This is a genomic window from Geoalkalibacter ferrihydriticus DSM 17813 (assembly GCF_000820505.1).
Taxonomy (GTDB): Bacteria; Desulfobacterota; Desulfuromonadia; order Desulfuromonadales; family Geoalkalibacteraceae; genus Geoalkalibacter; species Geoalkalibacter ferrihydriticus.
Genome location: NZ_JWJD01000004.1, coordinates 168,242 through 183,194, shown reverse-complemented (window position 1 = coordinate 183,194; position 14,953 = coordinate 168,242). Strand labels below are relative to the sequence as shown.

The window sequence follows — 14,953 nt, the reverse complement described above, 5'->3', positions numbered from 1 at the left end:
CGATCATTGAAAAATGCCGATGTCCGCCTGATCACCCGGATTCTCATTTTCAATGTCACCCTGCTGGTGGTGGGCATCGGCACTTTTACTCTTTTTCACCTCCAGCGCGAACGTCAGCACCTCTTCGATGTTTCGCGCCAGCATGCCGATGTGCTGCTCTCCACGGTCGAGCGTTCCATCGCCAATGCCATGTGTACCGGCAACACCGAGGAAGTGCAGATCGTGCTTGAACTGGTGGGCAACAGCCCGCATCTGCGCAAAGTGCAGATTTTTCATCCCGACGGCAGGGTGCTGCGCTCATCACGGGCAACCGAGATCGGCCAACCCGTCGACGTCAGGGATTTGCAGTTATTTCGCAACGGAGAACGGGACGGGATTTTCGTCGCGGACAACGAGGAGTGGCTCAGCATTCAATCCGTGATCCGATCCGGATCGGCCTGCATTGTCTGCCACGAGGCCGACGAGGAGGTCCTCGGAGTGTTGGGTTTGCATGTGTCCCTGGCCGAAACCCGCGAGCAATTGCGCGCTACGACTGCCCTTTTTGCAGGCTCGACGCTCATCATGGTTGTGGTTCTGGTGGCCGGGATCAGTTGGGTGTTGCTGCGTTTCGTTCAGCGGCCCCTGGGCCAGTTGGCCGGGCTGATGACCCAGGTGGAGCAGGGCGATTTGGCTGTGCGCGCCAAGCCGTTGCATAACGACGAAATCGGCCAACTGGCGCTGGGTTTCAATGCCATGGTCGATAATCTGGAAAATGCCAGAAAGCAGCTTCAGGACTATCACTTTCAACAGATGGAACACGCCGACCGCCTGGCCTCGGTGGGTGAGATGGCAACCGGCGTCGCTCATGAGATAAAAAACCCCTTGGCGGGCATCAGCGCGGCGATTGAGGTGCTCTCCGAGGCATTTGACCGCGATGATGAGCGCAAATCCGTGGTCGACGAAGTGCTGGTGCAGATTGCCCGACTCAACAAGACTGCGACGGATTTGCTGCATTTCGGCCGCCCGGGCCGGCCGGAGTTTTCTCATGTCGATATCAACGATCTTGTCGGCCGCACCCTGTTTTTTGCTGATCAGCATCCCGAAGCCGGTAATGTCGAGCGCCGCAAGTCTCTGGCGGATGCGCTGCCGCCGGTGTGGGTCGATGCAAAACAGATTCAGCAAGTGTTGTTCAATATCGTCATCAACGCTCTGCAGGCCATGGAGCAGGGAGGAACTCTGCATGTGGCGACCGAGCTTCATGAGCAGGACGGGCGCCAATGGGTGCGTATCCGCGTCGCCGATAGCGGCCCCGGAATTCCTCCGGAGGCCTTTGAGCAGATTTTTACACCCTTTTTTACCACCAAAAGTCAGGGAACGGGTTTGGGCCTTGCCATCTGCCGCCGCCTGCTGGAAGAACACCGGGGACGGCTTTTCATGGAAAGCCGTCCAGGGCAGGGCGCCGTGTTCACCATAGAATTGCCCGCCGATCCGGTGGGAAACAACGCCAAGGGAGGCGATGACTGTGGGCAAACATAAGATTCTGGTGGTCGATGACGAGCACCTGATTCGCTGGTCCCTGGAGCAAAATCTCAGCAAACAGGGCTACGAGGTTCTCACCTCCGGGTCCGGAGAGGACGCCCTGCGCCTGATCAGGGACGAATCCCCCGATCTGGTGCTGCTCGATATCCAGTTGCCCGGGATCAACGGACTCGAGGTCCTGCAAAAGGCCAAGGATCTTGACGGCGAGCTGATCGTCATTATGATCACCGCCTTGGGGGTTCTGGAAACGGCGGTCAAGGCCATGCGCATGGGCGCCTATGACTATATCGGCAAGCCGTTCAACCTCGATGAGTTGGCCATCACCATCAAAAAAGCCCTGGAGACCGGCGAACTCAAGCGCGAAGTTGCACATCTGCGCTCGGAGCAGTCGCGCCACTTCGGCATCAGCAACCTCATCGGCGACAGCCGCCACATGCAAAATGTGCTGAGTCTGATCAAGAAGGTGGCGCAAAGTGATGCGAGTACCGTCCTCGTCCAAGGCGAAAGCGGCACCGGCAAGGAATTGGTCGCCAAGGCCATCCATTACGAAAGTGCCCGTGCCGATAAGCCGTTTATGGCCATCAATTGCGCGGCCGTTCCCGAAACGCTCCTCGAGAGCGAGTTGATGGGCCATGAACGCGGTGCCTTTACCGACGCCAAGGTCCAGAAAAAAGGTCTGTTCGAACTCTCCGACGGGGGAACCATCTTTCTCGACGAGATCGGCGACATGGCCATGGGCATGCAGGCCAAGCTTTTGCGGGTCCTCGAAGAACGCACCTTTCGCCGGGTCGGTGGGTCCAAGGACATCAGCGTTGATGTGCGCATCATCTCCGCCACCAACAAGGATCTGCTCGAAGCCATCGCCGACAAAAGTTTCCGTGCCGACCTCTACTACCGTCTTCAAGTGATTCCCCTGTTCCTGCCGTCTCTGCGTGAGCGAAAAGACGATATACTGCCTTTGGTTGAACACTTTATCGCTCACTTCAATCGCGAGTTCGGCAAAAGTGTCAAGGGCGTCTCTCCCATGGCCGAGAAGTTTCTGCTTGAATACCCCTGGCCGGGAAATATCCGCGAATTGCGTAACGTGATCGAGCGCGCCATCATTCTGGAAAACGAAGAAACTTTGCTCCTTGAGCATCTTCCTCAGGAAATCGTCGGTAAGGCCGGCGTGCTGAGCAGCGGCCCGCTAAGTTTTCAAATTCCCCCCGAGGGCATCGACATTGAAGAGGTCGAGCGCGAACTCATTCGCCAATCTCTGGAATTGACCGACGGCAACCAGTCAAAGGCGGCCAAAAAACTCAATCTCGGCATCGATGCCTTTCGCTATCGCATGAAAAAATTCGGATTTCTTTAGAGTCGACCGCGCGCCCGCGGATCCTCGGGATTCGGGGGCGCGCAATTCACCCATCTCTTTCTCGCTCTTTTCTTCTTTTGGTACCTCCCTTGCAGGATGTTTAGGGCAGGCTCATAAGTTTGCCTAAATGTCTGCCCGGCGCCGCCGACCACTGGCGCCTTGAGGAGGATTCCCATGCTAAAGTTCAGCTTGAGATCAGGCTTGATTTTTGCCGCCATTTCGCTGGCCATCGGAGTGATTTGGCAAGCCGTCGCCGTGGCTGCTGTGGCTCCGACCATTACTTCCCTGGGTCGCATCAGTGAAGGCATGACTGCGCCGACGGACCTGACCCTCGACGCCGAGGGCAATTTGTATGTGGCCGAACCGCGTTCGCAAATGATTCTGCGCTTCGACCGATACGGTGAGCCGGCCGGTGCCTATGGTCCCCTGCCCATTGAGGCAAGTTGTGTGGCCATAAGCCCTGATGCCCAGGTGCTTTACGCCGGGGGCAAAACGGCGGTTGTGCGCATCGCTACGCAGAGCGGTGAGGTCCTCGGCTACTTGGGCAGCGGCCCGGAAGAATTCAGCCTCGCCTTCAATCTTGCCGTCGACGCCCAGGGTTATGTTTTCGTTGCCGACGGGGAAGCGAAAAATATCGGTATCTATGCACCGGGCGGTGGTCTGCAGTTTCGTTTCGGCGCACCTGGCGTTGGACCGTCTCAGTTCGCCAATATCGCCGCTTTGGGACTCGACAACGTTCGGGACGAAATTCACGTAGCTGACAACTTCAGCCAGGGCACCACGGTTGAGCCCAAAATCCAGGTGTTCAGCAAGGCCGGCGCCCTGTTACGCACCCTGCTTGGCAAAAACGCTTTCGGCACTCCGGCCCTGAGCACATTTGGCGGCATGGCCTTTGATGACCAGGGACGCGGCTATTTTCTCGACTCGCTCAAAGCCGAGATTCGCATCCTCAGGTTGCCGGGCACTTTTCTGTCGACCTACAAGCAGGTCGGCTACGGCCTGGGGCAATTGGCCACGCCCTTGACGGCGGCCTACGATGTCGAATTCAAACGTCTGTTCGTGCTCTGCGCCGATGGCCGCGTGGAAATCTTCGGTATTGACGGCGGCACCATGCCGGTGCGGATCAATAACCCCCCTGAGGCCCCGGTTCCGGTTTCTCCATTAGGCGGCAGCCAGGTGGCGACCGCCTTGCCGACCTTGACTTTTAACAATGCCCTGGATTCCGATGGTGACGTTCTGACGTATACCGTTGAGGTCTATCGTCACGAAGCCCTGGTCATGGAAATTTCCGACGTCGAAGAGGGCGAAGGCACCACGAGTGTCACCCTGCCCGGCGCTCTCGAAGAAAATGCCGGCTACCAATGGCGCGTACAGGCCTTCGACGGTGAGGCTCAGAGCTCCTGGAGTACCCTGGAAACCTTTTACGTCAATGCCGTTCAGGAACCGCCGGGAACTCCCCAACTCATCAGTCCGCTGTCCGGCGAATTAATGGAAGGCGAGGGCCTGCTGGAATGGACCGAAGTGACGGATCCAGACCCCTTCGATCAGGTTCATTATTGGCTGGAAATTGCAACGGAACCCGGCTTCAACGACCCGCTGATCAGTGTTGCCCTGGAGCATACGTCAATCATGCTCAGCGATCTTCCCGACTATGAGGCGCTGGAGCAGGGTGTTTTCTACCAATGGCGGGTGCGGGGCGTGGATAATCACGGCCTGGCGTCCGATCCCAGCGAAACCGGAGCCTTTACCTATGGCGCAACCATTGTCCGCATTGAAAGCAGTCTAAGCGGCGCCCAGGTCTATCTGGGTGGCAATCATGCCTACGCGGGGCGCCTGGTGGGTGAAACGCCCTTGACTTTGAGGGATATTGCACATGGAGATTACGCGGTCGTCGTCAAAGCGCCCGGATTCGAGCCCCATGTGGCGACCCTCGCCGTTGTCTCCGGGATCAGCATGAGCCATTACGCGGAATTGGTTCCACAATTCCTTCCTGAAAAATTCGCGCTGCGCTCCCTCGGCGCGTCGGTGTCGGGGGGCAGCGGTATTCCGTTTCTGGTCGATTTGAGCGCTGACGGTCGCCTCGATCTGCTTATCGGCGATCAGGACGGGCGCATCCTGCTGCTGGGCGGAGTGGACAGCGGCCGCGAACTGCCGGCCTTTGCTGCCGCTGAGGCGCTTGACCTGCCCCTGATCCCGGGCGCGGCGCCCTTTGTCGTTGACTGGAACAACGACGATTTTCCCGATCTGCTCGTCGGTGGCGCCGACGGAAGCGTACGCCTGTTTCTCAACCAGGGGCAGGCAGGTTTGCCGCGCTTCGATCAAGGCTCCTATCTCTCCACGCCTGGCGGCCCTGTGGATGTGGGCGCCATGGCCGTGCCTTTTGTGGCCGATCTCAACGGCAATGGGCTAAAAGATCTGCTGGTCGGAGGCAAGAGCGGACAGGTTTTTGCCTATTTTAACCAGGGCAGCGATGACCATCCGCAGCTGGGCTCTGCTCAGGGCTGGTTTCACCTTGAAGGGGCGCGCAGTCCTTTCCTGGGGGATCTGGCCGGCGCAGGCCAAAAAGAATTGCTGGTTGCCGTCGACGGTGAAATTGTCGTCTTTGCCCGTGACGACCAGGGGCAATGGCAGGAACTGGCCGAGCCGCGTCTCGCCGTAAATGAAGGGCCGCGTCGGGGGGGCGGAGTCGGTCTCGAACGGCTTCCGGAAGTCGCTGTCGGTAAGTCCGTTAAGGGTGGTAAAGGTGGTAAAGGTGGACAGGCTGCCCAGAAAGGGCGCAAGACTTTCATTCTCATGCCCGATATCTTCCGCTTCTTTATCGCCGATGTCGATGGGCGCGGCGGCAAGGATGTGATTTTCGTGGACGAAAATCACGATTTGCAACTGCTGCAAGGCCAGGGGCGTGTGCCGGCGTCTGCTTTTTGGCACACCCTGGCCGACAGGGTCACCTGGCTGGAGGCCCAGTTGGAGGGACAGTCCCAAACTCAGGCCGTCGCACTCCGCGCGGCGCTCAAAGGTGAACGGACGGAGCAAGCGCTCGCATTGGCAGCGGAGTTGGCCGAGGAAGCGGCCGATTTGCCAGAAATCCAGAGGGCTCTTGCAGAGATTAGGTTGGTGCTTCAAAAAGTGGAATAGATATTGAAGGTTCTTAAGTCGGCAGGTTGACCGCGACGGTTTTTTTGACCTTTGCCTGGGGAATTCCCCCGGCGGGAGTATGTTCGAAAAATGGTGCGCATTCCAATTTTAATCGTTCTCCTACTTTTTTTTGCCGGAACCTGCGCCCTGGCCGCCATGGGTCCGCAGCGCGTGGCGAACACGGTGCATAATCTTTCAACCAGCTCCGAGTGGTATTATGTGGCCGACGAGGAGGACCAGGTCTGTATTTTCTGCCATACACCTCACGGAGGCTCCCTGGATGGTCCCTTGTGGAACCGGGCCTTGCCGGGCGCCATGGAGTTCACCCACTATACCACCGCAACCCTTGACAGCGTGGCAGGCGGGGCCACCCGCGCCCTCAGTGATGAATCTCTGCTGTGCATGAGCTGTCATGACGGGGCCATGGCAGTCAACCATGTGCTGCGGCCCAGCAGCGGCTCGGCAGGCAATCCGACCATGAACAGTGGGCAGACCGATGTGGCGTTGGTCTGGCTGGGTCCTGTCATCGCCGGGCGGATCGGCGGCGCTTTTGGCGAGGACGGCATGCTTACGGAGGAAACCCGGAATCTGACTGATGACCATCCCATCTCCTTCAGTTATGATGCGGTGCGCACCGCTTACCAGAGTGTCGGGCGCGGCAATCAACTGCACTCCGCTGTAGAGGCTGCTACCGCCGGGGTGCGTTTTTATGGCGCGGGCAACCGGGTGGAATGCGGCTCCTGCCACGACCCTCATGTAAATTATGACTCCACCATTCCTTGGGATGATCCCACCGCCGACGAAAAGTACCGTCCCTTTCTCATCATGCCCAATACCGGCAGTGCCATGTGCCTGGCCTGCCACAACAAATAGCTTTGGCTCGGGTTGACAGCGGCCCTGTCGGTGGGGGATAAATAGATTCTCTCTGACTCTTTCGGCTGAGGTTGCCCATGAATTACTCACGGTATTCCCTTCTTCTGTTTTTTCTCCTGATTTTTCCCCAGGGGGCTCTCTCCTCCGACACCGGCCGAGTCATCGGGCGTATCCAGGTCGAAGGCGTCGACACTTACCGCGGCGTTGCCTCTTTGTGGGATGTCGCTTCGGGCAAAATTCCCGATCCCAGGCGCTACATCGTTATTCCCTCTGCCATGGCCGCTTTGGATGCGGACGGCTCCTTCGAATTGCAGGCCGCGCCCGGCATCTATTATCTTGGCGCTATCGTGCGTCAAACTCCCGGCCCGCCCCTCGGGCCTCCGCGTCCCGGCGACCAGGTGTTTTTGAGCCCCGGCGGTGAAGGCGAGTATTTCAAGGTGCAAGTGCGTGCGGGAGAAACGCTTGATGTCGGCACACGCTCCGGCGGTTGGCGTTACGACGGTTTTGCCCCCGAGGCGGATCTCGCCATTCGCGGCACAGTGCGTGATACGGCCGGCGAGCCGGTTGCCGATCTGCTGGTGTTCGCTTTCGCTGATCCGAGCATGTCGCTGCAGCCGGTGGGCGTATCCGACCGCACCGACGCCCAAGGGCACTATCTGCTGCGCCTCGATCGGCCCCAGCCGGTATTTCTGCGGGTGCGCGAATCCTATGGTGGTGGCCCCCTCATGGGCGGCGGCTACGTTGGTGTCTATGGCGGCGCCGAGCCGCGCGCGGTGGCGCTGCCGGAGCAGGGGATTGTCGAGGATATCGACATCGAGGTGATCAAGCTGCCCCCCGCGGGAAGCGAAGAGCGTCGTCCTATGCGACCCGCGCAATCACCGGCGGATGACGCGAAAAACTGACCTGCCTTTTCGACTCAGAATGTAAACAGGCCCTTGGCGCTGCTTCTCGCAGCGCCAAGGGCCTGTTTTTTTTGTGCCGGCTCAGGTGAGTGCAGCTGCTCAATCAACCTTTTTGTTCAAGGCATTGAGTTTTTCGTACAAGGCAATCTGCTCGGCCATGCTGAGCTTCTTGCGGCAGCCGGTGCGCAGACACAGCCGACAGCGGTCATCCGAACACCACTGGCACATCTTGCAATCGGGGCAAGGATGCTTTTTCTCCATGATTTACCTCTCCCTCTGAGTCTATCGCGTGGAATCGACCCCGGCAAATGCTTCGGGCAAGCGGGCGCGGCAGCGCAGGTGCATGTAGATCAGTTCCAATAATTCGGCAGAAACGATGAGGAAGATGGCGACGGCCACCCCTGGAATCGGTGGGGTCCACAACAGAATCAGTCCCCAGCAGATCAGCAGGTAAAAGAATTTATACAGGGTGGCGCGGCCGAGCATGCCCGTTTGATGGTTCTGGGTGAATATCCCGCGCAGCAGATTGGAGGCGCCGTGAAAGATGGGAAACAGAGCGCAACTCGCCAGGGGCAGGGCGATGTAGGCGCGCATTTCGGCATCCAGGCCCATGACCGTGCCGAGAATGGGGCCGTTGAGAGGATAGGCGGTGAGAAGCAGGAGCACGGCCAGGAAACCGGAGACCCGTCGGTGAAAACGCAGCAGTGCCGGGTAGTCGGCGGCGTTGCGAATCAGGGTCTGGTAGGCCTGTTGCAGATTGCGCAGGGGGCCGGCGAGCAAAAACAGAAATCCGCGAATCACGCCGAAGGCGGCCAGGGCCAGGGGGCCGTCGGGCAATCGGCTGATTATGGCGTTGATTAACAGGGGAATGGTGTACTGCAGGCTTGAGGAAAATGCCAGGGGCAGGGAAAAACGAAAGATTTCACCCAGCGAATGTTCTTGGGCTCCCTGGTGATCGATGCGGCAATGCCGCGCGAACCAGGCCGCGAACAGCGTCTCCACCGCGATGCAGCCGAGCAGAGCAAAGGCTGCCAGGCGTGCCCCGGACAACCAGGGCGCGCCGAGGGCGAGAAAGGCCAGCAGCGCGCCGATGCGGATGCCGGTGGCGGTGGAGACGAGCCCGGTGCGCCGTGCCTGGATGACCAGCCCTTGCAGCAAGCCGCGGGCGCCGGTGAGAAAGGGAAGCGGCACCAGAATGGCCAGAACGGCCTGCACTTCTACCCCTACTTTTTCTTCGACACCGAGAAAGCGGTAAAGAACGAAATCGCCGATGGGCGTCCAGGCGAGCAGCGCCAGCAGGGTGGCCACATAGACCGCCGTGAGCAGCACGAAAATCCAGGTTGCGCGCAGACTTTTGCGGCCGCGGACCATGGCGATGGTGATCGCCTGGTTCTGGTAGGAGGGCGCCGCGACGAACATGTGCAGCACCATGGCTACGGAAAAGGCGGCCAGGGAGGTGACGGGGTCCTGCTGGCGAGCCAGGGCGGCGTTGATGAACGAATGGGAGACGCTCATGAACTGGACGTTGAGCATGAGCGGAAAGAAAAACAGGGAGATTTCCCGCAGAGTCAGGGGCTTGGTCGTCACACGCCGACCCCGGGAAACAGGCGCAGCAGATCCTCCGGATGGGTGGCGCGGAAATCCACCTCCAACCCGTCATCGTGCCCCAGGCCCCAGGCGCAGAAACAGGTGGCGGTGCCGGCGGCGCGGCCGGCGCGCAGATCGGTATGGTGGTCGCCAATCATCACTGCCTGCTCGGGGCGTGCCCCCAGGCGGTGCAAGGCTTCAAGGACGGGTTGCGGATCGGGCTTTTTGGTCGCGCAGCTATCGCCGCCGAGCACGACGGCAAACTGTCGCTCCAGGCCCAGTCCCGCAAGCAACTCGCCGCTGAGTTGGGTGGGTTTGTTGGTGACCACCGCCATGCGGGCAGGGGCGTGGGCGCGGAGAAAGCTTGCGATGCCGGGATAGAGGCGGGTCTGGTCGAGGAGATGGACGCGGTACAGTGCAAGAAAGCGCGCCAGCTTCTCTTCGCTAAACGCACCGGCGGGCAAGGCGCGGGTGACCAGCAGGCGCGCGCCGTCGCCGACGTAAGTGCGCACCTGGGCCAGATCCAGGGGCGGCAGCGACGATTCAGCGCGCAGTGCATTGACGGCGGTCGTCAGATCCGCGACGGAATCGACCAGGGTGCCGTCCAGATCCAAAAGAAAGGTATCCAGAATCCCGGCCATCAGAACAGGTTCCCGAACCAGGCGAACAGCCCCGTTTCGCGCATCTTGAAAAACAGCACGATGGCGATGGCCGAAGGGGCGATGTAGCGAATCAGAAAATGCCACAGGGGATAGACCCAACCCGAGCCCCCCGCCACCAGTTCCTGCTTTTCCTCGCTGCCGCTCCAGAACCAGCCGACATAGATGGAAATCAGCAGACCGCTGATGGGCAGCAGGTAATTGGAGGTGAGCAGATCGGCGGAGTCGAAAAAGGTGCGCTCACCGATCAGGTGCCACTGCGCCAGGGAATTGTAGGACAGGGCGGTGGGCAGGCCGACCAGGAAGGCCAGTCCGGCCAGAAGCGCCGTGGCGCGCTTGCGGCCCCAACCGCGCTCGTCGATGAGATAGGCGACCTGGGCTTCAAGGAGGGAAATGGCACTGGTCAGAGCGGCAAAGGAGAGCAGCAGAAAGAACAGAATGGCCAGCACGAAGCCGCCGGGTATGCGCGAAAAAACCACGGGGATTGTTTTGAAGATGAGTCCCGGACCGGCTCCCGGCTCCATGCCCACGGAGAACACGATGGGAAAAATGGCCAGGCCCGCCATGAGTGCGATGGTCACATCGAGGCCGACGATGCGCAGGCTCGAACCGAGGAGATCTTCGTTGCGCTTGATATAGGAGCCGTAGGTGATCATCGCCGCCATGCCCAAAGACAGGGTGAAAAAGGCGTGGCCCATGGCCTCCAGCACCGATCCGGCGGTGAGCTTCTCAAAGTCGGGGCGGAACATGAAGGCGATGCCCTCCCAGGCGCCCTTGCTCAGCATGCCGTTCATGAACAAGAGCGCCAGCAGCGCCAACAGGATCGGCATGAGGATTTTGCTCCAGCGCTCGATGCCCTTCTGCACCCCGCCGATGACGATGCCCAGGCACAGGCAAATGAATACCAGGTGCCAGAGAATCTGCCGTGGGCCATCCGCGATCAGGCCGTCGAACATGCCTTCGATGGTTGCCGCCGGTACTCCGCTGAAGCTGCCGCGCAGGGCGCGATAGACGTAGTCCAGGGTCCAGCCGGCGACCACGGAATAGTAGGAGAGGATCAGAAAGGCGGCGGTGATGCTGACCCAGCCGGCCGCAATCCAGGGTGAGCGCTTGCCCTCGAGTTGGACAAATGCGCCCACGGCATCGCGCCGCGTGTGGCGGCCGAGCATGAATTCAGCCATCATGATGGGCAGACCGACCAGCAGGATACAGGCGAGATACACCAGAACGAAGGCACCGCCGCCGTTCTCACCAACGACATAGGGAAATTTCCAGATGTTGCCGAGACCGACGGCGCTGCCCGCAGCGGCGAGAATGAATCCCAGGCGGCTGGCCCAAAGGGAGCGCGGTGCTGTCTGGTTCATGGTGCATACCTCAAGGGGGATGGGGCGAGAGTCGGGTTGAACGAATCAGTTGCGTGCGCCGAAAATCGCGGTGCCGATGCGCACCAGGGTCGCTCCTTCTTCGACGGCGACGGCAAAATCGTGGCTCATGCCCATGGACAATTCGCCCATGTTGACGCCGGGAAGTTCGAGGGCGGCGATTTCGTCGGCAAGCCCGCGCAGGCGGCGGAAGAAGGGGCGGACATCCTCCGGGTCTTCACAGTAGGGCGGCAAGGCCATTAATCCCTGTATGCGCAAATGGGGCAGAGCGGAAATCTCGCGCACCAGGTCGGCGGTCTGATCGGAGCTGACACCTGATTTGCTCTCCTCATCCCCCAGATTGACCTGGATCAGAACATCGAGGGGACGCTCGAGGTTCTTCCACTGCCGATTGATTTCGCGCGCCAGGGAAAGGCGGTCGACACTGTGGATCATGCTGACGCGATTGCGCAGGTATTTGACCTTGTTGCTCTGCAAATGGCCGATAAAGTGCCACTCCACCGGCTGGTGAACCTCATCGGCCTTGTCCAGAAACTCCTGGACGTAGCTTTCGCCGAAGATCTTCTGTCCGGCCTCGGCGGCCTGCGCAATGGCGGCCGAGGACTTGGTTTTCGAGACCGCCACCAGGCGTATCCCTTGCGGGTCCCGCTCGACGCGCAGGCAGGCCGCGGTGATTTCTGCGCGGATCTGATTGAGATTGGTGGTTACACTCATGGCCGAAACACTGCAAAGAGAGGAGGTTTACTCAGGAAGCTGTTTGTATGGCCCCCAGCGACAGCAACGCATCAACGACTTCGCTCAGGGGCAGGCCGACGACACTGGTGTAGCTGCCCTCGATAGCGCGCACCAGGTAGGCACCGAGTCCCTGGATGGCGTAAGCACCAGCCTTGTCCCGAGGCTCACCCGTGGCAATGTAACCCGCGATCTCCGCACCTGTCAACTCCCGGAACTGGACTCCGGTGCGCGCCGCACCGCTCAGGGTTTGTCCGGTCTGGCGGTCGTAGACGGCAAAGCCGGAGTAGACATCGTGCCGGCGACCTTGGAGAGCGCTCAGCATGGAGTGGGCCTGTTTGTCATCGGCAGGCTTGCCGAGTAGCAGGCCGTCTTGCACGACAATGGTATCGCTGCCGACAAACCAGCGACCGCCGATGTCTTTGCGCTCGGCGACATCGAGCGCTTTGGCGCAACTCAGGCGCAGAACATGGGCGCGGGGGAGTTCGCCGTCCAGAGGGGTTTCCTCCGCGCAACTCGGTATCACGGCGAAATCCAACCCCAGAGATGCAAGCAGTTCGCGGCGCCGCGGGGAGGCCGAAGCGAGCACCAGTGTGCCCGGAGGGTTGCGGAACAGATGCGTTATGGGGCTGGTCAAAGCAGATATCCTTGGTGTGAAAAAGGCAAGAGCGGTGTGGCGAGTGCAGCAAAAAAGAAGCTCAGGCCGAGGACGCCTGGTCGCCGCGAAAGGAAGGCTCAAATACCACGGAGCGATTGCGCCCTGCACTTTTGGCCCGATAAAGAGCGATATCGGCCGCGTTGATCAGGGTTCGCGCCGTGTTGCCATCCACCGGAAAGGAGGCGAGCCCCATGCTGGCGGTGAGTTTGCCCGTGGGCAAATGCTGCTCGCGAAAAAAACTTTCCTTTTCGATGGCGTGACGAATGCGTTCGGCGACCAGCAGCGATTCTTTCTTCGAGGTCGCCGGCAGCAGAATACAGAACTCCTCGCCGCCGAAGCGTGTGACGATATCCATTTCCCGCGCCGAATGGCGCAGAATGCGCGCCGTGCGCTTGAGCGCCTTGTCGCCGGCGAGATGGCCGCACAGATCGTTATAGTGCTTGAAGTTGTCGAGATCGAGCATGATGATGGTCAGCGATAAGCTCTGGCGGAGGCTGCGGCTGATTTCCTCTTCCATGCGCCGTTCCAGAAAGCGGCGATTGTAAAGACCGGTCAGCGGATCGGTGATGGAGAGTTCCTCCATGGCGGCGGCGTGCTCCAGAGACGTGGTGCGTTCGATGAGCGCCGAAAAATGCGGAGCGAAGGCCGAGAGTATCCGCAGATCGGTCTCATCAAAGGTCGCCTGGTTTTCCTTGTCGGACAGGTTGAGAACGGCGAAAATTTCGCCCCGGACCCTGAGGGGAATACTGAGAAAGGATTTGGTGCGAAAGCGCGGCCGGTTGGCCGAGCGCACCCGATCATCTTTTTCGATGTCGTTGACCAGCAGGGAATGGCCGCTGCTCACGACGCGACCGGCGATGCCGCTGCCGACCCGCACCCTCATGTTGCGCGCCAGTTCGGGATTCATTCCTTTTCCAGCGGCGATGAAGAGATGCTCGCCGTCTTCGTCAAGCACCATCAATGAACCCTTGGATGCGCACAGCAACTCGGCCGTCAGGTCAAGAATCCGGCTGAACAGGGCCTCGCGCTGATCAAGCAGGGAAAAGTCGCTGACCATTTGGATGATCTGCGCCGAGATGCGGGCTTCGAGGCTTTGTTCGCGTTCGCTTTCGAGGCTTGCCATGCGCATGGCCGCGCGTCCGGCGAGCAACTCGATAAGCAGGAGATCGCGGGGCGCAAGATCCGCGTCGAACAGCGCGAGAGTGCCTAGGGAGCGGTTTCCGTAGACCAGCGGCAGGCAGTTGGCCGACTCGCCTTTCACCCCCGGCAACTGCCCGAGGCAGTCTTCCTCTTCGAGGAAGAAATGGCGCCGCTCCTGGGCGCGGAGCAGCAAGCCGATCTGTTCCTCGCTCAAGGAAACCGTCTGCTCAAGCCATTGACCGAGGCCGCGCAGGACGGGTTTGCGTGCGGCGTCCGCGGCCAGAATAACGGCCGCGCGCGGCAGATCGAAGAGAACCGTGAGGGTTTCGCCGAGCAGCTGAAAAATCTGTTCGACGTTTGTCGCGCGGTCGAACTCGGGAAGCATGCCGGTGACGGCATTGAGTCGCATCATGGTCTTTTCGAAGGCGAGGCGCAAAAGGTTGTCGCCCTGAGTGCCATCCATGAGTTGGGCGACCCGGCCGGCGACAACCTGCAAGTCTTCTTCGGAGTGTATCGGTAATTTTTCGATGTCTTCCACGAGACCCGGATCGTTGATTTCTCGTGCCAGGCTCAGGAGTTTCGAGGTGGAGAGGTCAAGCTCCGGTGCGCGAACCCCGCCCCCCAGAAGGCAGCAGGTTTGAGAGCGGGTCAGCTTAAAGGGGACGATAAAGTTGAGCAGTCCGCTCTTGCAGCGAAAAACCCCCGGTTCGTTGCGCGTGATGGCCTGAGAGAGAGCATTTTCGTGAATGGGTCGACATTGATCGTCGCACAGCAGCGAGTGACTGCAGGGCCCGAAGAGTTTGAAGTGCTGTCCCTCGGGGCAGATCAGGCCGCGGGTTTCACAGTAAAGGGCCAGCGCGTAGGGCGCGAGAAAGGGGACTGACTCTAGAGTCTCCAGCACTTCCGCAGGACTGAGCGTGGTCAGATCATCCATTGGTGGGTGTTCGTGGACCATGCGATCAATCCGTTCAGCAGGGTGAGGGACAAAGACTTGTCCAGTACAAGCAAAGAAC

At 60.0% G+C, this 14,953-nt stretch carries 12 protein-coding genes; 5 read left to right on the top strand and 7 right to left on the bottom strand.

Translation table 11 applies throughout. The annotated features are described in order from the left end of the window. Window positions 1-6: 6 nt before the first annotated feature. From GFER_RS11855 to GFER_RS11835, 5 genes are all read left to right on the top strand, one after another. Complete coding sequence (locus tag GFER_RS11855) at window positions 7-1,515, top strand: sensor histidine kinase (RefSeq protein ID WP_235264087.1); 1,509 nt, start codon at window positions 7-9, stop codon at window positions 1,513-1,515. Continuing rightward, window positions 1,502-2,872 (top strand): sigma-54-dependent transcriptional regulator, encoded by a 1,371-nt coding sequence (locus tag GFER_RS11850; RefSeq protein ID WP_040099872.1) that lies wholly within the window; start codon window positions 1,502-1,504, stop codon window positions 2,870-2,872. Before GFER_RS11855 ends, GFER_RS11850 begins: the two co-directional genes overlap by 14 nt. A 174-nt stretch (window positions 2,873-3,046) precedes the next feature. Beyond that, window positions 3,047-6,007 carry an FG-GAP-like repeat-containing protein gene (locus GFER_RS11845; RefSeq protein WP_040099871.1) on the top strand — a complete coding sequence of 987 codons (2,961 nt, stop codon included), beginning with the start codon at window positions 3,047-3,049 and terminating at the stop codon, window positions 6,005-6,007. A gap of 90 nt (window positions 6,008-6,097) precedes the next feature. Further along, window positions 6,098-6,880: a hypothetical protein gene (locus tag GFER_RS11840; RefSeq protein ID WP_052446338.1), complete on the top strand. Its 783-nt coding sequence runs from the start codon at window positions 6,098-6,100 to the stop codon at window positions 6,878-6,880. Between the two features lie 77 nt (window positions 6,881-6,957). Further along, window positions 6,958-7,782, top strand: a complete 825-nt coding sequence (locus GFER_RS11835) for a carboxypeptidase-like regulatory domain-containing protein (protein ID WP_040099869.1) — start codon at window positions 6,958-6,960, stop codon at window positions 7,780-7,782. 99 nt (window positions 7,783-7,881) lie between these two features. Here GFER_RS11835 and GFER_RS19130 read toward each other — a convergent pair whose 3' ends face one another. The 7 genes from GFER_RS19130 to GFER_RS11805 form a co-directional block, all read right to left on the bottom strand. After that, window positions 7,882-8,043: a hypothetical protein gene (locus GFER_RS19130; RefSeq protein ID WP_167334950.1), complete on the bottom strand. Its 162-nt coding sequence runs from the start codon at window positions 8,041-8,043 to the stop codon at window positions 7,882-7,884. A 21-nt stretch (window positions 8,044-8,064) separates the two neighbouring features. Further along, entirely contained in the window at window positions 8,065-9,369 is a 1,305-nt protein-coding gene (locus GFER_RS11830) for a hypothetical protein (protein ID WP_235264085.1), read from the bottom strand. Next, window positions 9,366-10,010: an HAD-IA family hydrolase gene (locus GFER_RS11825; protein ID WP_040099866.1), complete on the bottom strand. Its 645-nt coding sequence runs from the start codon at window positions 10,008-10,010 to the stop codon at window positions 9,366-9,368. The genes GFER_RS11830 and GFER_RS11825 overlap by 4 nt, the downstream gene beginning before the upstream one ends. Then, window positions 10,010-11,392, bottom strand: a complete 1,383-nt coding sequence (locus GFER_RS11820; protein WP_040099864.1) for a sodium-dependent transporter — start codon at window positions 11,390-11,392, stop codon at window positions 10,010-10,012. Before GFER_RS11820 ends, GFER_RS11825 begins: the two co-directional genes overlap by 1 nt. 45 nt (window positions 11,393-11,437) lie before the next feature. Next, window positions 11,438-12,124, bottom strand: a complete 687-nt coding sequence (locus GFER_RS11815; RefSeq protein ID WP_040099862.1) for a YggS family pyridoxal phosphate-dependent enzyme — start codon at window positions 12,122-12,124, stop codon at window positions 11,438-11,440. A gap of 31 nt (window positions 12,125-12,155) precedes the next feature. Next, the gene (locus GFER_RS11810) at window positions 12,156-12,779 is read right to left on the bottom strand and encodes a Maf family protein (RefSeq protein WP_235264084.1); all 624 of its coding nucleotides are present in this window, start codon (window positions 12,777-12,779) and stop codon (window positions 12,156-12,158) included. Window positions 12,780-12,840: 61 nt separating this feature from the next. After that, on the bottom strand, window positions 12,841-14,895 hold the full coding sequence (locus GFER_RS11805; protein WP_161807408.1) for a diguanylate cyclase: 2,055 nt from the start codon (window positions 14,893-14,895) through the stop codon (window positions 12,841-12,843). Between the last annotated feature and the right edge of the window lie 58 nt (window positions 14,896-14,953).